Origin of the sequence: Streptomyces sp. NPDC050161, from assembly GCF_044460025.1 — a bacterium.
Lineage (GTDB): Bacteria > Actinomycetota > Actinomycetes > Streptomycetales > Streptomycetaceae > Streptomyces.
Map to the genome: position 1 here is coordinate 530,451 of NZ_JBITJM010000001.1, position 15,816 is coordinate 546,266.

Below are 15,816 nucleotides of genomic sequence, written 5' to 3' on the forward strand. Positions count from 1 at the left end.
CCAGGGGCCATGCCACCATAAGTGCCGACAAAGGCACGGAATGCGGGCAGGCAGACCGCGAGCCCGGGACCAACGGCCCCGGGCTCGCGGCCCGTTCACCTTCTCCGGGCCGGCGGACCGGCCTCCGGAAGGCTCAGTTCGTGCAACGCGTCACATTCGTGGCGCGCGCCCCTCAGAGAGAGGGGTAGAGCGGGTACTTCTCGGCGAGCGCGGTGACCCGGGCCTTGAGGGACTCGGTGTCGTAGCTGGGCTTCAGCGCCTCGGCGATGATGTCGGCGACCTCGCGGAAGTCCGCCTCCTGGAAGCCGCGGGTGGCCAGCGCCGGGGTGCCGATCCGCAGGCCCGAGGTGACCATCGGGGGCCGCGGGTCGTTCGGGACGGCGTTGCGGTTGACCGTGATGCCGACCTCGTGGAGACGGTCCTCGGCCTGCTGGCCGTCGAGCCGGCTGTTGCGCAGGTCGACGAGGACCAGGTGCACGTCGGTGCCGCCGGACAGGACGGAGACGCCGTGCTCGGTGACGTCGTCCTGGACGAGGCGCTCGGCCAGGATGCGGGCGCCGTCCAGGGTGCGCTGCTGGCGCTCCTTGAAGTCGTCGGACGCCGCGACCTTGAAGGACACCGCCTTCGCCGCGATGACGTGCTCCAGCGGGCCGCCCTGCTGGCCGGGGAAGACCGCCGAGTTGATCTTCTTGGCGAGCTCCTGGGTGGAGAGGATCACACCGCCGCGGGGGCCGCCGAGCGTCTTGTGCGTGGTGGTGGTCACGACGTGCGCGTGCGGCACGGGCGAGGGGTGCAGACCCGCGGCGACCAGACCGGCGAAGTGCGCCATGTCGACCATCAGGTAGGCGCCGACCTCGTCCGCGATGCGGCGGAACTCGGCGAAGTCCAGCTGACGCGGGTAGGCGGACCAGCCGGCCACGATCAGCTTCGGGCGGTGCTCCTTGGCGAGGCGCTCGACCTCTTCCATGTCGACCAGGTTCGACTTCTCGTCGACGTGGTAGGGCACCACGTTGTAGAGCTTGCCGCTGAAGTTGATCTTCATGCCGTGGGTGAGGTGTCCACCGTGGGCGAGGTTCAGGCCCAGGATGGTGTCGCCCGGCTTGATGAGGGCGAACATGGCGGCGGCGTTGGCCTGGGCGCCGGAGTGCGGCTGGACGTTGGCGGCTTCGGCGCCGAAGAGGTCCTTGATCCGGTCGATGGCGATCTGCTCGACGACGTCGACGTGCTCGCAGCCACCGTAGTAGCGGCGGCCGGGGTAGCCCTCGGCGTACTTGTTGGTCAGGACGGAGCCCTGGGCCTCCATGACGGCGACCGGAGCGAAGTTCTCCGAGGCGATCATTTCGAGGGTGGACTGCTGGCGGTGCAGCTCGGCGTCGACGGCGGCGGCGACGTCGGGGTCGAGGTCATGGAGGGAGCTGTTGAGAAGCGACATGAGTCTTTCCTGGGGAGTCAGGGGGCGCGAAGCGCTTCCGGGACGGGCGGGGGCCGAGCGGCGTACTCAGCCGGCGGTGAAGGCGGTGTACTCGTCCGCGGAGAGCAGGTCACCCGGCTCGGCGGTGATCTTCACCTTGAACAGCCAGCCGCCCTCGAACGGGGCGGAGTTCACCAGCGAGGGGTCCTCGGCAACGACCTCGTTGACCTCGGTGATCTCGCCGTCGACCGGCGCGTAGAGATCGCTGACCGACTTGGTCGACTCCAGCTCACCGCAGCTTTCGCCCGCCGTGACCGTGGCACCGACCTCGGGAAGCTGCACGAAGACGACATCGCCGAGCGCGTTCGCCGCGTGCTCCGTGATGCCGACCGTCGAGACGCCGTCCTCGGCGACCGACAGCCACTCGTGCTCCTTGCTGTAGCGCAGCTGCTGGGGGTTGCTCATGGGTCGATTCTCCTGTACGCGAAGGTGTGAAGGTGAAAGGGGTCTTGCACAGTGAGACACACGGGGTGCGGCGGCGCCCCGGCGCCGGGGTGTGCCAAGGGGGACGGGCTACTTCTGCCGCTTGTAGAAGGGCAGCGCGACGACCTCGTACGGCTCGTGGCTGCCGCGGATGTCCACCTTGACGCCGTCGGTGCCGGGCTCGGCGTGCGCGGCGTCGACATAGGCGATGGCCAGCGGCTTGCCGAGGGTGGGTGACGGCGCTCCGGAGGTGACCTCGCCGATGACCGTGCCCGCCGCGTCGACCACGGGGTAGCCGGCCCGCGGGACGCGGCGGCCCTGCGCGATCAGGCCCACGAGCCTGCGGGGCGGCGCGGACTCGGCGCGCGCGGCGGCCTCCTCCAGCGCGGCGCGGCCCACGAAGTCACCGCCGTTGGAGGTCTTCTCGAACTTCACGACCCGGCCGAGGCCCGCGTCGAACGGCGTGGTGGCGGAGGTCAGCTCGTGCCCGTACAGCGGCATGCCGGCCTCAAGGCGCAGGGTGTCGCGGCAGGAGAGACCGCACGGCACCAGGCCCGCGTCCTTGCCCGCCGCGGTCAGCGCCTCCCACAGGGTGACCGCGTCCGCGGGCCGGACGAACAGCTCGAAGCCGTCCTCACCGGTGTAGCCGGTACGGGCGATCAGCGCCGGGACGCCGGCGACCGTGCCGGGCAGGCCCGCGTAGTACTTCAGCCCGTCCAGGTCGGCGTCGGTGACGGCCTTGAGGATGCCGGGGGACTCCGGGCCCTGCACCGCGAGCAGCGCGTACGCGTCCCGGTCGTCGCGGATCGCGGCGTCGAAACCGCCCGCGCGCGCGGTCAGCGCGTCCAGCACGACCTGCGCGTTGGAGGCGTTGGCGACGACCATGAACTCCTGCTCGCCGGTCCGGTAGACGATCAGGTCGTCGAGGATCCCGCCGCCGGCCTCGCAGATCATGGTGTAGCGGGCCCGGCCGGGCTTGACCCCGCCGATGTTGCCGACCAGGGCGTAGTCCAGCAGGTCGGCGGCCTGCGGTCCGGTGATGGTGATCTCGCCCATGTGGGAGAGGTCGAAGAGGCCGGCGCGGGTGCGGACGGCGACGTGCTCGTCGCGCTCACTGCCGTAGCGCAGTGGCATGTCCCAGCCGGCGAAGTCGGTCATGGTCGCGCCGAGCGCGCGATGGGTGGCATCCAGCGCCGTGCGGCGGGGGGCTTCTGTCATGGTTCCGGGCTCCCAGGCAGGTTGACAGGACATGTCTCCCCATCTGTCATCGGAACCTGAGAGGTTCACCGGAATCCCGCGAACGGGCCGGTTTGCACCTTGGGTGGAGCCGCCCCGTCAGCCGGGCAGTGGCTCGCTTTTCAGATCTGCCTCGCCCGCGCGGTATCGGGGCCTGAGAGATTCAAGGGAGGACTTGCTCCTTCGGCGCCCCGGCGCGCAGCCGGGGACTCTCCCGCGCGGATTCAAGCGGCCGGTATGCAGTTGACGGTGCACGAGTGAACACAGATGTGCACGTGGCGCCGACATCATTGCACGGGATCGCCGGACGCAGGAGTCCCGGTCGCCGCCCCTCGGCAGCCGGAAGGGCCAGCCGACCGCCTTGATGGACATTACCTTTTCTTGACACTCTGCGGGCAGGTACGGGCCAGGCCCGAACCACCGGACCGGGAGGGGCGATCACGGTGCACAGCGAAGCCGCATACGCGACGACGGCGGGGGTCGCGCTGCCACGCCCGCCACGCGCCCCGCAGGCCGTACCGCAGCCCCTGGCACGGGAGGGGTACGGGCACGTCATGGACCTGCGGGCGCTGCCCGCCGCCCGCCGCACGACGGGGCTGCGCTGCGCCCCCGGCGCCCTCGTCGTGGTCTCGGGACTGCCGGGCAGCGGCAAGAGCACGCTGATGGACCGCCTCGTCCCGGCGCTGGACGGCCGCGGCGCCCCGGTGCACCGCATCGACTCGCAGGACGCCCGCGCACGCTGGGAGCGCGGCAGGCTGCGCCGGTGGCCGTACCCGCTCTACCGCCCGCTGGTCAGGGCCGCCCACTACGCCGGGCTGCGCCGCGCGCTGCGCTCCGGCGGCAGCGTGGTGGTGCACGACTGCGGGACGCTCGCGTGGGTGCGCCGCTGGGTCGCGCGGGCGGCCCGCCGGGACGGCCGGGCCCTGCACCTGGTGCTGCTCGACGTGCCGGCCGAGGTGGCGCTGCACGGCCAGGCGTCGCGTGGCCGCGGGGTGTCCTGGTACGCCTTCGCCCGGCACCGCAGGGCCGTCGGCCGGCTGCTCGGCGGCGCGGAGCGGGGACGGCTGCCGCGGGGGTTCGGCTCGGCCGTCCTGCTGGACCGGGCAGCCGCCGACGCGCTGCGCACCGTCAGGTTCGGCTGAAGCGGACCGCGCGGGCGGGCAACGCGAGCCCCGTCCTCCTCATCTAGGCTTTTCAGCCGGACAGTGCGGTTGCGAGCAGGCGGATGGACATGAACTTTTCTGAGCAGGGGATACCTCAGCTGGCATGGCCGGCCAACGAGTTGGAAGAGGTGCTCGCGGCCTCGGTCGGGCATCCCGGGGCGGGGGGCCGCATCGTGGAGGTGCTGGGCCGCAGCCGGCTGTGGATCCCGCTGCCGAACGGCGGCGGGCCGGACAGCGCGGGCCTCGGCGCGGGCGGCCTCGACCTGCCCACCGTCGAGATCGACGGCCTCGCGTACGTGCCGGTCTTCAGCTCCGAGCAGGAGTTCCTGCGGGTCGTCGGCTCGCACCTGTCCTTCACCGTCGCGCCGGCCAGGGAGTTCGCCCGCGGGCTGCCGCCGAAGCTCGGCATCGCCGTCAACCCCGACGGCACGGTCGGGGTGCCGCTGCCGGCGCCCGCGGTGGCCGCGCTGTGCCGGGAGGACGGTCCCGAGGCCGGAATGATGCCGGGCGGCGGCCGGGTGCGGCTCTTCGAACCGGACTGGCAGGACGAGCCGGTGGACTTCCTCGCGGCGGCGGGACTGGAGTTCTCAGCTGCCGGATTTGTCCTGACTGCCCGACGTGTCCTGGCAAGCGTGGAGGGCGACACGCCCGCGCTGTTCGTCGGAGTTCAGGTCGACACCGCCCAGGCGCCGCTGCACGACGACCGTACGCGGGAGGCCGCACTGTCGGCCCTGGGACGTGCGCTCGGCGCGGTCCCGGTGCCCTGGCCCGTCCAGCTCGTCATGCTGGACATCGCCCAGGGTGATCCGGTGGCCGACCGGATGCTGGAGCGCGTGCGTCCCTTCTACGCCCGGGACCACTCGTAAGCTGGTTGGATGACGGGCGGGCGCACCCCACGTGCCCTGCCGGAGAAGGGACGGACCACGTGAGCGCGGGTGCGCATCAGGGAGCGGCGGCGGCCGGCCAGGTCGAACAGATGCTGGCGCAGGTCTCGCCCGGCCGCTACGACGCCTACGAGGCGTTGCTGCACGCCCTCGCCGCCGGACAGGTCTGGATGCTGCTCTGGCACGGCCGGGCCGGAATGCCCGACGCGCAGTACGGCAACATGGAGGTCGACGGGCTCGGTTACGCGCCGTGCGTCACCTCGGCGCCCGAACTCGCCGCGTCCGGCTGGAACCGCGACCACGAGCTGGTGGCCGGTGTCGACATCGCCGCCTCGCTCTTCCCCGACCGCTGGGGCCTGTGGCTGAATCCGCACGCTCCCGGCGGCGGCGTCGGTATCCCCTGGCTGGACCTGCGCCGGATCGCCGGCGGCCTCGACCGGCTGCCCGCCGGACCGCTGCGGATCACCGAACCGGCCATCGAACTCCCGCAGTTCTACGCCCTGCTCGCGCAGAACGCGCACCACACGCCCGCCGTACGGGCGTTGCGCAGGGCCTGGGTGCAGCCCGCGCTCGGGGCGCCGTATCTGGCCATCGGCCTCGACCTGTACGACACCGGCCAACAGGCCGTGGACGCGGTGCGGTTGATGATCCAGCAGTCGATCGGCGCGGTTCCGGACGGCCTGCCGGTGTCGACCGTCGCGATGAACGACGAGTACGACCCCGTCGGCATGTGGATGCGGGCCTGTGCGCGGCCCTTCTTCGACCGGGACGGCTACGGCGCTCCCGGCGGCCGGATGCCCGCGCCCGCGCCGTCCTATGGCTACGGCTACCCGCGTCCCTACTGACGCCACCCGGCGCGTCACGGCGTCGATTTCCGGGCGAATTCGCCCTCTCTGCCCGCTCGTTGGGCCTCTCCCGCGTGTCCGCCCGCTCCGCTGAGCCGGGAGTTCTGTCCGTATAACGGAAACCTGCGGACCACATCACAGTTGCGCATCCATTCACCGTCAGGGCTGGTGAGTGATCGCGAATCGGATGAAGACTCCGGCAGCAGGGTCTCGGCCCTGTGTACGAACGTCATCCGACCACCGGTGTCGTGCGGACCCGCGGATCGCCGCGGGGCGAACTTCCGCGACACCTGCACCACTTGCACCAGTGATGTGAACCAGGCCGCCACCGCGGCGGGGCGTGGGCCGGCCACCGTCGGCCGAGAGGGGTCAAAGGCACCGTGACCGCACCGATCGAGACCACCGGGGCGGCTGCGCAGGCGCAGCCGGAAGCGGTGCTCCAGGGCGTGGAGACCAAGCGGATCGAGGGGCGTTCGCTCGGGCGTATCGCGCTGCTGCGCTTCCGACGCGACAAGGTCGCGGTGGTGGGCGCCATCGTTGTCATCCTCCTCATCGCCGTCGCCGCGCTCTCCCGCCCGCTCCAGGCCCTGCTCGGCCTGGACCCCGACGCGCCGCACCAGTCGCTCATCGACCCCAACACCACGCTCCCCCAGGGCGACATGGGCGGGATGAGCCTGGACCACCCGCTGGGTGTGGACCCGAAGTTCGGCCGCGACCTGCTCGCCCGGGTGCTGGAGGGCTCCTGGGTCTCGCTGATCGTCGCCTTCGGCGCCACCCTGCTGTCGGTGGCCATCGGTACGGTCATGGGGGTGATCGCCGGCTTCTACCGGGGCCGGGTCGACGCGGTCATCAGCCGGCTGATGGACGTCTTCCTGGCGTTCCCGCTGCTGCTGTTCGCCATTGCGATCTCCGCGTCCCTCCAGGGCGGCGCCTTCGGACTGACCGGCCTGCCGCTGCACCTCTCCGTGCTGATCTTCGTGATCGGATTCTTCAACTGGCCGTACATGGGCCGGATCGTGCGCGCCCAGACGCTGTCGCTGCGCGAGCGGGAATTCGTCGACGCGGCCCGCGGCATGGGCGCGCGCGGCCCGTTCATCCTCTTCCGCGAGCTGCTGCCCAACCTCGTCGGCCCGATCGTCGTCTACTCGACGCTGCTGATCCCCTCCAACATCCTCTTCGAGGCGGCCCTGAGCTTCCTGGGTGTCGGCATCCAGCCGCCCCAGGCGTCCTGGGGCGGGATGCTCAACCAGGCGGTCAAGTACTACGAGGTCGACCCGCAGTACATGCTCGTCCCCGGCATCGCCATCTTCGTCACCGTGCTGGCGTTCAACCTCCTCGGTGACGGACTGCGGGACGCCCTGGATCCGCGCAGCCGCTGAGGCCCGCCGGACCGCGGCCCGGCGCCCGCATCCCGGCTCTCCGAAGTTTCTCTCCGCCGAAGTTTTCCGACGTTTTCCGACGAATGAAGGGGACAGCCACCATCATGCGAAGGTCAGTTCCGGTCGCGGTGACAGCGACCATCACCAGTGCGGGCCTTTTGCTGGCCGGCTGCAGCGGGGGCGGTACGTCCGGAAGTTCCGGCGAGGCGAACGCCGCGACCAAGGGCATCGTCAACGCTTCGGACGCGAAGGGCGGCACGCTCAACTACGCGATGAGCGACTCGCCCGAGTCGTTCGACCCCGGCAACACCTACTACGCGTTCGTCTACAACTTCAGCCGCCTCTACGCGCGTTCACTGACCGCCTTCAAGGCGGCGCCCGGCGCCAAGGGCAACGAACTCACGCCGGACCTGGCCGAGTCGATGGGCAAGTCCAGCGACGGCGGCAAGACCTGGACGTACAAGATCCGCAAGGGTCTGAAGTACGACGACGGTTCCGCCATCACCTCGCAGGACGTCAAGTACGCGGTCGAGCGCAGCAACTTCGCCCGCGACACGCTGTCCCTGGGGCCGAACTACTTCCAGCAGTTCCTCAAGGACAACGACGACGGCTACAAGGGTCCGTACAAGGACAAGAGCAAGGCCGGTCTGAAGTCCATCGAGACGCCGGACGACCAGACGATCGTCTTCCACCTCAAGAAGGCGTTCGCGGAGTTCGACTACCTGGTCAGCGCCCCGCAGACGGCGCCCGTCCCGCAGGACAAGGACAAGGGCGCGGACTACACCAAGCACGTGGTCTCGTCCGGCGCCTACAAGTTCCAGGACTACCAGGAGGGCAAGCAGCTCACCCTGGTCCGCAACCCGCACTGGGACGCCAAGACCGACCCGCTGCGCAAGCAGCTGCCCGACAAGATCGTCCTGCGGCTGAAGGTGGCGCAGTCCACCATCGACAAGGACCTGCTGGCCGGCAACACCCAGGTCGACATGGCGGGCAAGGGCGTCGACGCGCAGACGCAGGCCCAGCTGCTGACCAACTCCAAGGAGAAGGGCAACACCGACAACGCCCTCGGTCAGCGGCTCAACTACATGGCGATCAACACCAATGTGGCGCCGTTCGACAACGTCGAGTGCCGCAAGGCCGTCGAGTACGCCGTCGACAAGAAGGCCGTGCAGACCTCGCTCGGCGGCCCGATCCGCGGTGACCTGGCCTCCACGGTGCTGCCGACCGACATCGCCGGCTACCAGAAGTACGACCTGTACCCGCAGAAGTACTCCGGCGACAAGCTGGACCTCACCGAGGCCAAGAAGCACTGGGACAAGTGCGGCGCCGGCAAGACCAACACCACGATCCTGGCGCGCAACGACCGCCAGGAAGAGGTGGACGCGGCGACCTCGGTCATCGACTCGCTGAAGAAGATCGGCGTCAACGCCAAGATCCAGCAGTACCCGACCAGCAAGTACTTCTCGGACTACGCCGGTGTGCCGAAGTTCAACAAGAAGAACAACGTCGGTCTGATGATGATGCAGTGGGGCGCCGACTTCCCGACCGGCTACGGCTACCTCCAGCAGATCCTGCACGGCAAGGCCATCAGCCAGTCCGGCAACTCCAACCTCTCGGAGCTGGACGACCCGCAGATCAACAAGCTGCTCGACGACGCCGTCGCCAACCCCGACAAGGCCGCGCGCGAGAAGGAGTACGCCGAGATCGACAAGAAGGCCATGGAGCAGGCCGCGATCGTTCCGCTCACCTACTTCAAGGTGCTGAACTACCGCTCGCCCAAGGCCACCAACCTGGTCTCCACATCGGCCTACAGCGGTCAGTACGACTACCTCAACATCGGCGTCAAGAAGTAAGCACCGGAAGGCAGGTGAAGGCATTGGTGCCCGCCGGCCCCTCCGGCCGGCGGGCACCGACGCCGCATCCCCGTGTTCTCGTACATCATCCGCAGGTTGATCAGCGCGGTGATCCTGCTGCTGATCGTCAGCGCGGTCACCTTCGGCATCTTCTTCCTGCTGCCGAAGCTCGCCGGGCAGACCACCGACCAACTTGCCCAGCAGTACATCGGCAAGGCGCCCACACCTGCCGACATCGCCGCGGTGAAGAAGAATCTCGGCCTGGACAAGCCCGTATACGAACAGTATTGGGAGTTCATCAAGGGCATCTTCGTCGGCGTCGACTACAAGTTCGGCCCGGAAGCGGCGCGTTGCAACGTGCCGTGCTTCGGCTACTCGTTCAAGACCCACATCGAGGTCTGGCCCGAGATCCAGTCCCGGCTTCCCGTCACCCTCTCGCTCGCCTTCGGCGCGGCGGTCGTGTGGCTGGTCTCCGGCATCACCACCGGCGTGATCTCCGCGCTGCGCCCCGGCTCGATCTTCGACCGGCTGTCGATGGGTGTCGCGCTGGCCGGCGTCTCGCTGCCGATGTTCTTCACCGGCGCGGTCGCCCTGGCCCTGTTCACCTATCAGTGGCCGATCTTCGAACGCAGCGACTACGTGCCGCTCCTGGAGAATCCCTTCCTGTGGGCGAGGACGCTGGTCCTGCCCTGGGTGACGCTGGCCTTCCTCTATTCGGCGCTGTACGCCCGCCTCACCAGAGCCGGGATGATGGAGACCCTCGGTGAGGACTACATCCGTACCGCGCGGGCCAAGGGGCTGGGGGAGCGCACCGTCGTCGTCCGGCACGGTCTGCGGGCCGCCCTCACCCCCATCGTCACCGTCTTCGGCATGGACCTGGGGCTGCTGCTGGGCGGAGCGCTCATCACCGAACAGGTCTTCTCCCTCCAGGGGGTGGGCGCCTTCGCGGTACAGGCGATCACCGACAACGACCTGCCGAAGGTCCTCGGCGTCACGCTGCTCGCCGCGTTCTTCATCGTCCTTTGCAACCTGGTGGTGGACGTTCTGTACGCCGCCGTCGATCCGCGGGTGAGGCTCTCGTGACTGATTCCTCCGAATCCTCCGAAACCGCCGAGGACGCCACCGGGGCGGCCGGCACGGAGTCACCGGCCGAGGCCGAGGCCACGACGGAGGCCGCGCCCGAGGCCGTACCCGCGCCCGAGTCCGCGACCGCCACGGTGACCGGTTCGGTGCCCGCGGCCGGGAGCGGGGCCGCGCCCTCCGCCTTCCTCGAAGTGCGGGACCTAAAGGTGCACTTCCCGACCGACGACGGCCTCGTGAAGTCCGTCGACGGGCTCTCCTTCGCCCTGGAGAAGGGCAAGACGCTCGGTATCGTCGGCGAGTCGGGCTCCGGCAAGTCCGTCACCTCGCTCGCCGTGATGGGCCTGCACCGCGCCTCCCGGCAGCAGCGCAGCAAGGTCCGGATGTCCGGCGAGATCTGGCTGGACGGCAAGGAACTCGTCGGCGCGGATCCGGACGAGGTGCGGCGGCTGCGGGGCCGCGAGATGGCGATGATCTTCCAGGACCCGCTGTCCGCGCTGCACCCGTACTTCACGGTCGGCCGGCAGATCGTGGAGGCGTACCGCGTCCACAACGACGTCGACAAGAAGACGGCGCGCAAGCGGGCGATCGAGATGCTCGACCGGGTCGGCATCCCGCAGCCCGACAAGCGGGTGGACGACCACCCGCACCAGTTCTCCGGCGGTATGCGCCAGCGCGCGATGATCGCGATGGCGCTGGTCAACAACCCGGAACTGCTGATCGCCGACGAGCCGACCACCGCTCTCGACGTCACCGTCCAGGCGCAGATCCTGGACCTGATCCGCGATCTGCAGAAGGAGTTCGGCTCCGCGGTCGTCATCATCACGCACGACCTGGGCGTGGTGGCCGAGCTGGCCGACGACCTGCTGGTGATGTACGGCGGCCGGTGCGTCGAACGCGGCCCCGCGGAGCGGATCTTCGCCACGCCGCAGCACCCCTACACCTGGGGCCTGCTCGGCTCGATGCCGCGGATCGACCGCGATCAGACCGACCGGCTCATCCCGGTCAAGGGCGCGCCGCCCAGCCTGATCAACGTGCCGTCCGGCTGTGCCTTCCACCCCCGCTGCCCGTACGCGGACGTCCCCAAGGACAACCTCACCCGCACCGTGCGTCCCGAACTCGGCCAGGTCGACGGCGGGCACTTCTCCGCCTGCCACATGGCGCCGCAGGAGCGGGAGCGTATCTGGACCGAAGAGATTGCGCCGAAGCTGTGACCGAGACGACTGACGACGAGAGCCAGAACACCCCGGCGGCCGGGCCCGGCGAGGCCGCGTCCCCGGAGGTGTCCGACCCCGAGCCGCTGCTGCGGGTGCGCGGCCTGACGCGGCACTTCCCGATCACCAAGGGGCTGCTCAAGCGGCAGGTCGGGGCCGTGCAGGCGGTCGACGGCATCGACTTCGACGTACGCCCGGGGGAGACCCTGGGCGTGGTCGGCGAGTCCGGCTGCGGCAAGTCCACGATGGGCCGGCTGATCACCAGGCTCGACGAACCCACCGGCGGCAGCATCGAGTTCGAGGGCAAGGACATCACCCACCTGTCCCCGGGCAGGCTGCGGCCGATGCGCCGCGACGTCCAGATGATCTTCCAGGACCCGTACGGCTCGCTGAACCCGCGGCACACCATCGGCGGGATCATCGGCACGCCCTTCCGCCTCCAGGGCGTCGAGCCCGACGGCGGGGTGAAGAAGGAGGTGCAGCGGCTGCTGGAGCTGGTCGGGCTGAGCCCGGAGCACTACAACCGCTACCCGCACGAGTTCTCCGGCGGCCAGCGGCAGCGCATCGGCATCGCCCGCGCCCTGGCGCTCAAGCCGAAGCTGGTGGTGGCCGACGAGCCGGTCTCGGCCCTCGACGTCTCCATCCAGGCGCAGGTCGTCAACCTCATGGACGACCTCCAGGAGGAGCTGGGGCTGACCTACGTCATCATCGCCCACGACCTCTCGGTCATCCGGCACGTATCGGACCGGATCGCGGTCATGTACCTCGGAAAGATCGTGGAGTTGAGCGACCGCGCCTCGCTCTACACGTCGCCGCTGCACCCGTACACCAAGGCGCTGCTGTCGGCCGTGCCGGTGCCCGACCCCAAGCGGCGCACCGAGCGCGACCGGATCCTGCTCAAGGGCGACGTGCCCTCGCCGATCAACCCGCCGTCCGGCTGCCGGTTCCGCACCCGCTGCTGGAAGGCGACCGAGGTGTGCACCACCACCGAGCCGCCGCTGGTCGCGCTGCGCACCGGGCACCAGGTCGCCTGTCACCACCCGGAGCCGTTCGGCGGCGGCACGATTCCGGAGCAGGCGGACGGTACGGAAGGTAAGGGCGGTAAGGAGTCAACGGGCGGTCACGCCTGAGGAGTTGGCAAAGTCCCGGGTGAAGCGGCACGGGAGAGTGCAGAGTCGGCACGGTTGATTCTTTTCCTCCGTGTGTTCGAAGGGACGGCTCATGGCACTCTCCCGTTCTGCACGTCGCACCACCCGTCTGCTCGCACTCGCCACCGCGGTGGCCGCCGCCGCGTCCATCGCCGCAGGACCCGGCGCGTCGGCCGCCCCGCCGGCGGCGTCACCCGGCGCGCCTGGCGTCGGCGACACGTACTTCCCGCACCTCGGCAACGGCGGGTTCGACGCCCTGCACTACGACCTCGGCGTCAGCTACCACCCCGACAGCGGCCGTCTCGACGGCCGTACGACGCTGACCGCCAGGGCCACCCAGAACCTCTCCGCCTTCGACCTCGACCTGCAGAAACTCGACGTCGCCTCGGTCGCGGTCAACGGCCACCGGGCGGACTTCAGCAGATCCGGCGACGAGCTGACCGTACGTCCGGGCAGCCCGCTGTCCCGCGGCCGGAAGTTCACCGTGACCGTGGTCTACAGCGGCGTCCCGCAGCCGCTGAGCGGCCCCATCCTCTTCGGCTCCGACTACGGCTGGATGAAGACCGAGGACGGCGTCTTTGTCGCCTGCGAGCCGAACGCCGCGTCGACGTGGTTCCCCTCCAGCGACCATCCCGGCGACAAGGCGACCTACGACATCCGGATCGACGCGCCCAAGGGCCTGACCGGCGTCTCCAACGGCCGGCTCGTCGACTCGGGCGAGCGCAACGGCCGCGCGTACGCGCACTGGCGGGAGAGCCGGCCGATGGCGCCGTACCTCGCCACCGCCACCATCGGGAAGTTCGACGTCCGCACCGGCACCACACCGGGCGGCACGCCGATCTACGTCGCCACCGACCCGACCCTGCCCACCGGGAAGGTCGACGTCTACGGCGTCACCGCCGCCGCCACCGACTACTGGTCCAAGGTCTTCGGCCCGTACCCCTTCGAGGAGACCGGCGCGATCGTCGACGACATGCCGAAGGCCGGCTTCTCCCTTGAGGTGCAGTCCAAGCCGGTGTACTCGGCCGTCCGCAACGAGACGACGATCGTCCACGAGCTGGCCCACCAGTGGTTCGGCGACTCGGTCTCGGTCAAGGAATGGAAGAACATCTGGCTCAACGAGGGCTTCGCGACCTACGCGCAGTGGCTCTGGGACGAGCACAAGGGCACCAAGAGCGCCCACGACGCGTTCCGCGAGGCGTACGCGTCGGTGCCGGCGGGCGACGAGTTCTGGCAGATCAAGGCCGGCGACCCGCAGCGGGACACGATGTTCTCCGACACGGTCTACGAGCGGGGCGCGATGACCCTCCAGGCGCTGCGCGAGCGGATCGGCGACAAGGCGTTCTTCCGGCTGCTGCCGGCCTGGACCTCGGCGCACCGCTACGGCAACGCCGAGACCTCGCAGTTCATCGCGCTCGCCGAGAAGATCTCGGGGCAGCGGCTCGGTGACCTCTTCGACACCTGGCTGATGACCCCGGGGCGGCCCGAACTGCCGGCAGGCAAGTAGGGCCTGCCGGGCCGCCGCCCGTCAGTCCGCCGCGCCCCGGCCGCCGTCCAGCTGCTGCGGCCGGGGCAGGTGCCATCCGAGGTAGACCGCGGCCATCCGCAGGGCGAAGACGAGCCCGGCGGATGCCGCGGTCGCCGCGGTGCCGTTGACGCCGAGGTGGTGCAGCCCCAGCAGGCAGCAGCCGCCGGCCAGCGCGGCGATGGCGTAGACGTCCTCGCGCAGCAGCAGCGGCGGGAACTCCCCGCACAGCACGTCCCGTACGACCTCGCCGGTCACGCCGGTCAGCACCGCGAGGATGATCACGGCGAGCGGGGTGGCGCCCGCGTCGATGGCGGCGCGGGCCCCGATCACGGTGACGACGGCGAGCCCGGCGGCGTCGACGACCAGCAGGGATTTGTACGGCAGCGTCCGGAAACGCAGATAGATCATGGTGCCGACGCCGACGCAGATGATCACGGTCAGCAGTACCCAGTCGTGGGTCCAGTACAGCGGGTGCCGGTCGAGGATGAGATCGCGCAGCGTGCCGCCGGAGATCGAGGCGGCGAAGGCGAGCACCAGGCCGCCGAAGGGGTCCATGTTGGCGCGGTACGCGGCCAGCACCCCGCTCGCGGCGAAGGCGGCGACGCCGACCAGGTAGAGCACGTGAAGCATGGCGGAATCATTGCAGGCTCCGGGAGCGTCATGGCCTGATGTGTTCCGTCAAAGTGACACTACCGGTCGGTAACTCTTCGGTGTAGCGTGCATCCCATGGCTACGGTGACCCCAGGTAACAGCGAGTTCGACCGCGATACGGCGGTCGTGCGCCGCGCCCCCGGCGTCTACGACGCACAGCTCTCGGCGGGCTGGACGATCATCCACGCGGTCAACGGCGGCTATCTGCTCGCCCTCATGGGCCGCGCCCTGGGCGACACCCTCCCGCACCCCGACCCGTTCTCCGTCACCGCGCACTACCTGACCGCATCGGTCCCGGGACCGGCCGTCATACGGACCGAGGTGGTCCGCACCGGCCGGACGATGTCCACCGGCGCCGCCACCCTCGTGCAGTTCAAGGAGGACGGCACCGAGGTCGAGCGGCTGCGGGTGCTCGCGTCCTACGGCGACCTCGACGCGCTGCCCGACGACGTCCGCACCAGCGCCAAGCCGCCCGCCCTGCCCCCGTACGAACACTGCCTCGGCACCGACAGCGCGCCCGAGGGGCAGCCGCCCATCCCGGGCAGCACCGCCATCGCCGGCCGGCTGGCGGTACGACTGGATCCGGCCACCGCGGGCTGGGCGGTCGGCGCCCCGTCGGGCAAGGGCGAGATGCGTGGCTGGTTCGGCCTCGCCGACGGGCGCGACCACGACCCGCTGTCCCTGCTGCTGGCCGTCGACGGCATGCCGCCCACCGCCTTCGACCTGGGCCTGTCCGGCTGGGTGCCGACCATCGAACTCACCACCCACATCCGCTGCCGCCCGGCCCCGGGACCGCTGCGGGTCGCCCTCACCACCCGCAACCTCGCGGGCGGCTTCCTGGAGGAGGACGGCGAGATCTGGGACTCCCGGGACCGCCTCGTGGCTCAATCCCGCCAACTGGCACGGGTGTTGCTCGACAGCTGACGGCTCGGGCACCCGCC

At 70.1% G+C, this 15,816-nt stretch carries 14 protein-coding genes and 1 riboswitch; of the genes, 10 read left to right on the forward strand and 4 right to left on the reverse strand.

From position 1 onward, the window contains the following. Positions 1-172: 172 nt before the first annotated feature. From glyA to gcvT, 3 genes are all read right to left on the reverse strand, one after another. Positions 173-1,432, reverse strand: coding sequence for a serine hydroxymethyltransferase (gene glyA, locus ACIBK8_RS02340; RefSeq protein ID WP_399039608.1), 1,260 nt, complete (start codon positions 1,430-1,432; stop codon positions 173-175). A gap of 66 nt (positions 1,433-1,498) precedes the next feature. Then, positions 1,499-1,876, reverse strand: coding sequence for a glycine cleavage system protein GcvH (gcvH, locus tag ACIBK8_RS02345; RefSeq protein ID WP_393682305.1), 378 nt, complete (start codon positions 1,874-1,876; stop codon positions 1,499-1,501). Between the two features lie 108 nt (positions 1,877-1,984). Further along, complete coding sequence (gene gcvT / locus ACIBK8_RS02350) at positions 1,985-3,112, reverse strand: glycine cleavage system aminomethyltransferase GcvT (protein ID WP_399039609.1); 1,128 nt, start codon at positions 3,110-3,112, stop codon at positions 1,985-1,987. A gap of 150 nt (positions 3,113-3,262) precedes the next feature. Then, positions 3,263-3,357: riboswitch (glycine riboswitch) on the reverse strand. Positions 3,358-3,567: 210 nt separating this feature from the next. Here gcvT and ACIBK8_RS02355 point away from each other — a divergent pair. The 9 genes from ACIBK8_RS02355 (at position 3,568) to ACIBK8_RS02395 (ending at position 14,203) form a co-directional block, all read left to right on the forward strand. Then, positions 3,568-4,272, forward strand: a complete 705-nt coding sequence (locus tag ACIBK8_RS02355) for an AAA family ATPase (RefSeq protein ID WP_399039790.1) — start codon at positions 3,568-3,570, stop codon at positions 4,270-4,272. An 89-nt stretch (positions 4,273-4,361) separates the two neighbouring features. Continuing rightward, positions 4,362-5,159 carry an enhanced serine sensitivity protein SseB gene (locus tag ACIBK8_RS02360; protein WP_399039610.1) on the forward strand — a complete coding sequence of 266 codons (798 nt, stop codon included), beginning with the start codon at positions 4,362-4,364 and terminating at the stop codon, positions 5,157-5,159. Between the two features lie 59 nt (positions 5,160-5,218). Next, positions 5,219-6,022: an enhanced serine sensitivity protein SseB C-terminal domain-containing protein gene (locus tag ACIBK8_RS02365; protein WP_399039612.1), complete on the forward strand. Its 804-nt coding sequence runs from the start codon at positions 5,219-5,221 to the stop codon at positions 6,020-6,022. Positions 6,023-6,402: 380 nt separating this feature from the next. Further along, positions 6,403-7,401, forward strand: coding sequence for an ABC transporter permease (locus ACIBK8_RS02370; protein ID WP_399039613.1), 999 nt, complete (start codon positions 6,403-6,405; stop codon positions 7,399-7,401). A 104-nt stretch (positions 7,402-7,505) separates the two neighbouring features. Beyond that, positions 7,506-9,254 carry an ABC transporter substrate-binding protein gene (locus tag ACIBK8_RS02375; protein WP_399039614.1) on the forward strand — a complete coding sequence of 583 codons (1,749 nt, stop codon included), beginning with the start codon at positions 7,506-7,508 and terminating at the stop codon, positions 9,252-9,254. 72 nt (positions 9,255-9,326) lie between these two features. Beyond that, positions 9,327-10,337 carry an ABC transporter permease gene (locus tag ACIBK8_RS02380; protein ID WP_399039616.1) on the forward strand — a complete coding sequence of 337 codons (1,011 nt, stop codon included), beginning with the start codon at positions 9,327-9,329 and terminating at the stop codon, positions 10,335-10,337. A gap of 134 nt (positions 10,338-10,471) precedes the next feature. Further along, the gene (locus ACIBK8_RS02385; protein ID WP_399039791.1) at positions 10,472-11,548 is read left to right on the forward strand and encodes an ABC transporter ATP-binding protein; all 1,077 of its coding nucleotides are present in this window, start codon (positions 10,472-10,474) and stop codon (positions 11,546-11,548) included. Beyond that, the gene (locus ACIBK8_RS02390; RefSeq protein WP_399039617.1) at positions 11,545-12,678 is read left to right on the forward strand and encodes an ABC transporter ATP-binding protein; all 1,134 of its coding nucleotides are present in this window, start codon (positions 11,545-11,547) and stop codon (positions 12,676-12,678) included. Before ACIBK8_RS02385 ends, ACIBK8_RS02390 begins: the two co-directional genes overlap by 4 nt. Positions 12,679-12,769: 91 nt before the next feature. Next, positions 12,770-14,203 (forward strand): M1 family metallopeptidase, encoded by a 1,434-nt coding sequence (locus ACIBK8_RS02395; RefSeq protein WP_399039618.1) that lies wholly within the window; start codon positions 12,770-12,772, stop codon positions 14,201-14,203. A gap of 21 nt (positions 14,204-14,224) precedes the next feature. On the opposite strand, the gene ACIBK8_RS02400 is transcribed toward ACIBK8_RS02395, so the two are convergent. Next, a complete protein-coding gene (locus ACIBK8_RS02400; RefSeq protein WP_399039619.1) occupies positions 14,225-14,854 on the reverse strand; it encodes a trimeric intracellular cation channel family protein in 630 nt (209 codons plus the stop codon). Between the two features lie 96 nt (positions 14,855-14,950). On the opposite strand from ACIBK8_RS02400, the gene ACIBK8_RS02405 reads away from it, so the two are divergent. Continuing rightward, positions 14,951-15,799 carry a thioesterase family protein gene (locus ACIBK8_RS02405; protein ID WP_399039620.1) on the forward strand — a complete coding sequence of 283 codons (849 nt, stop codon included), beginning with the start codon at positions 14,951-14,953 and terminating at the stop codon, positions 15,797-15,799. Positions 15,800-15,816 lie beyond the last annotated feature (17 nt).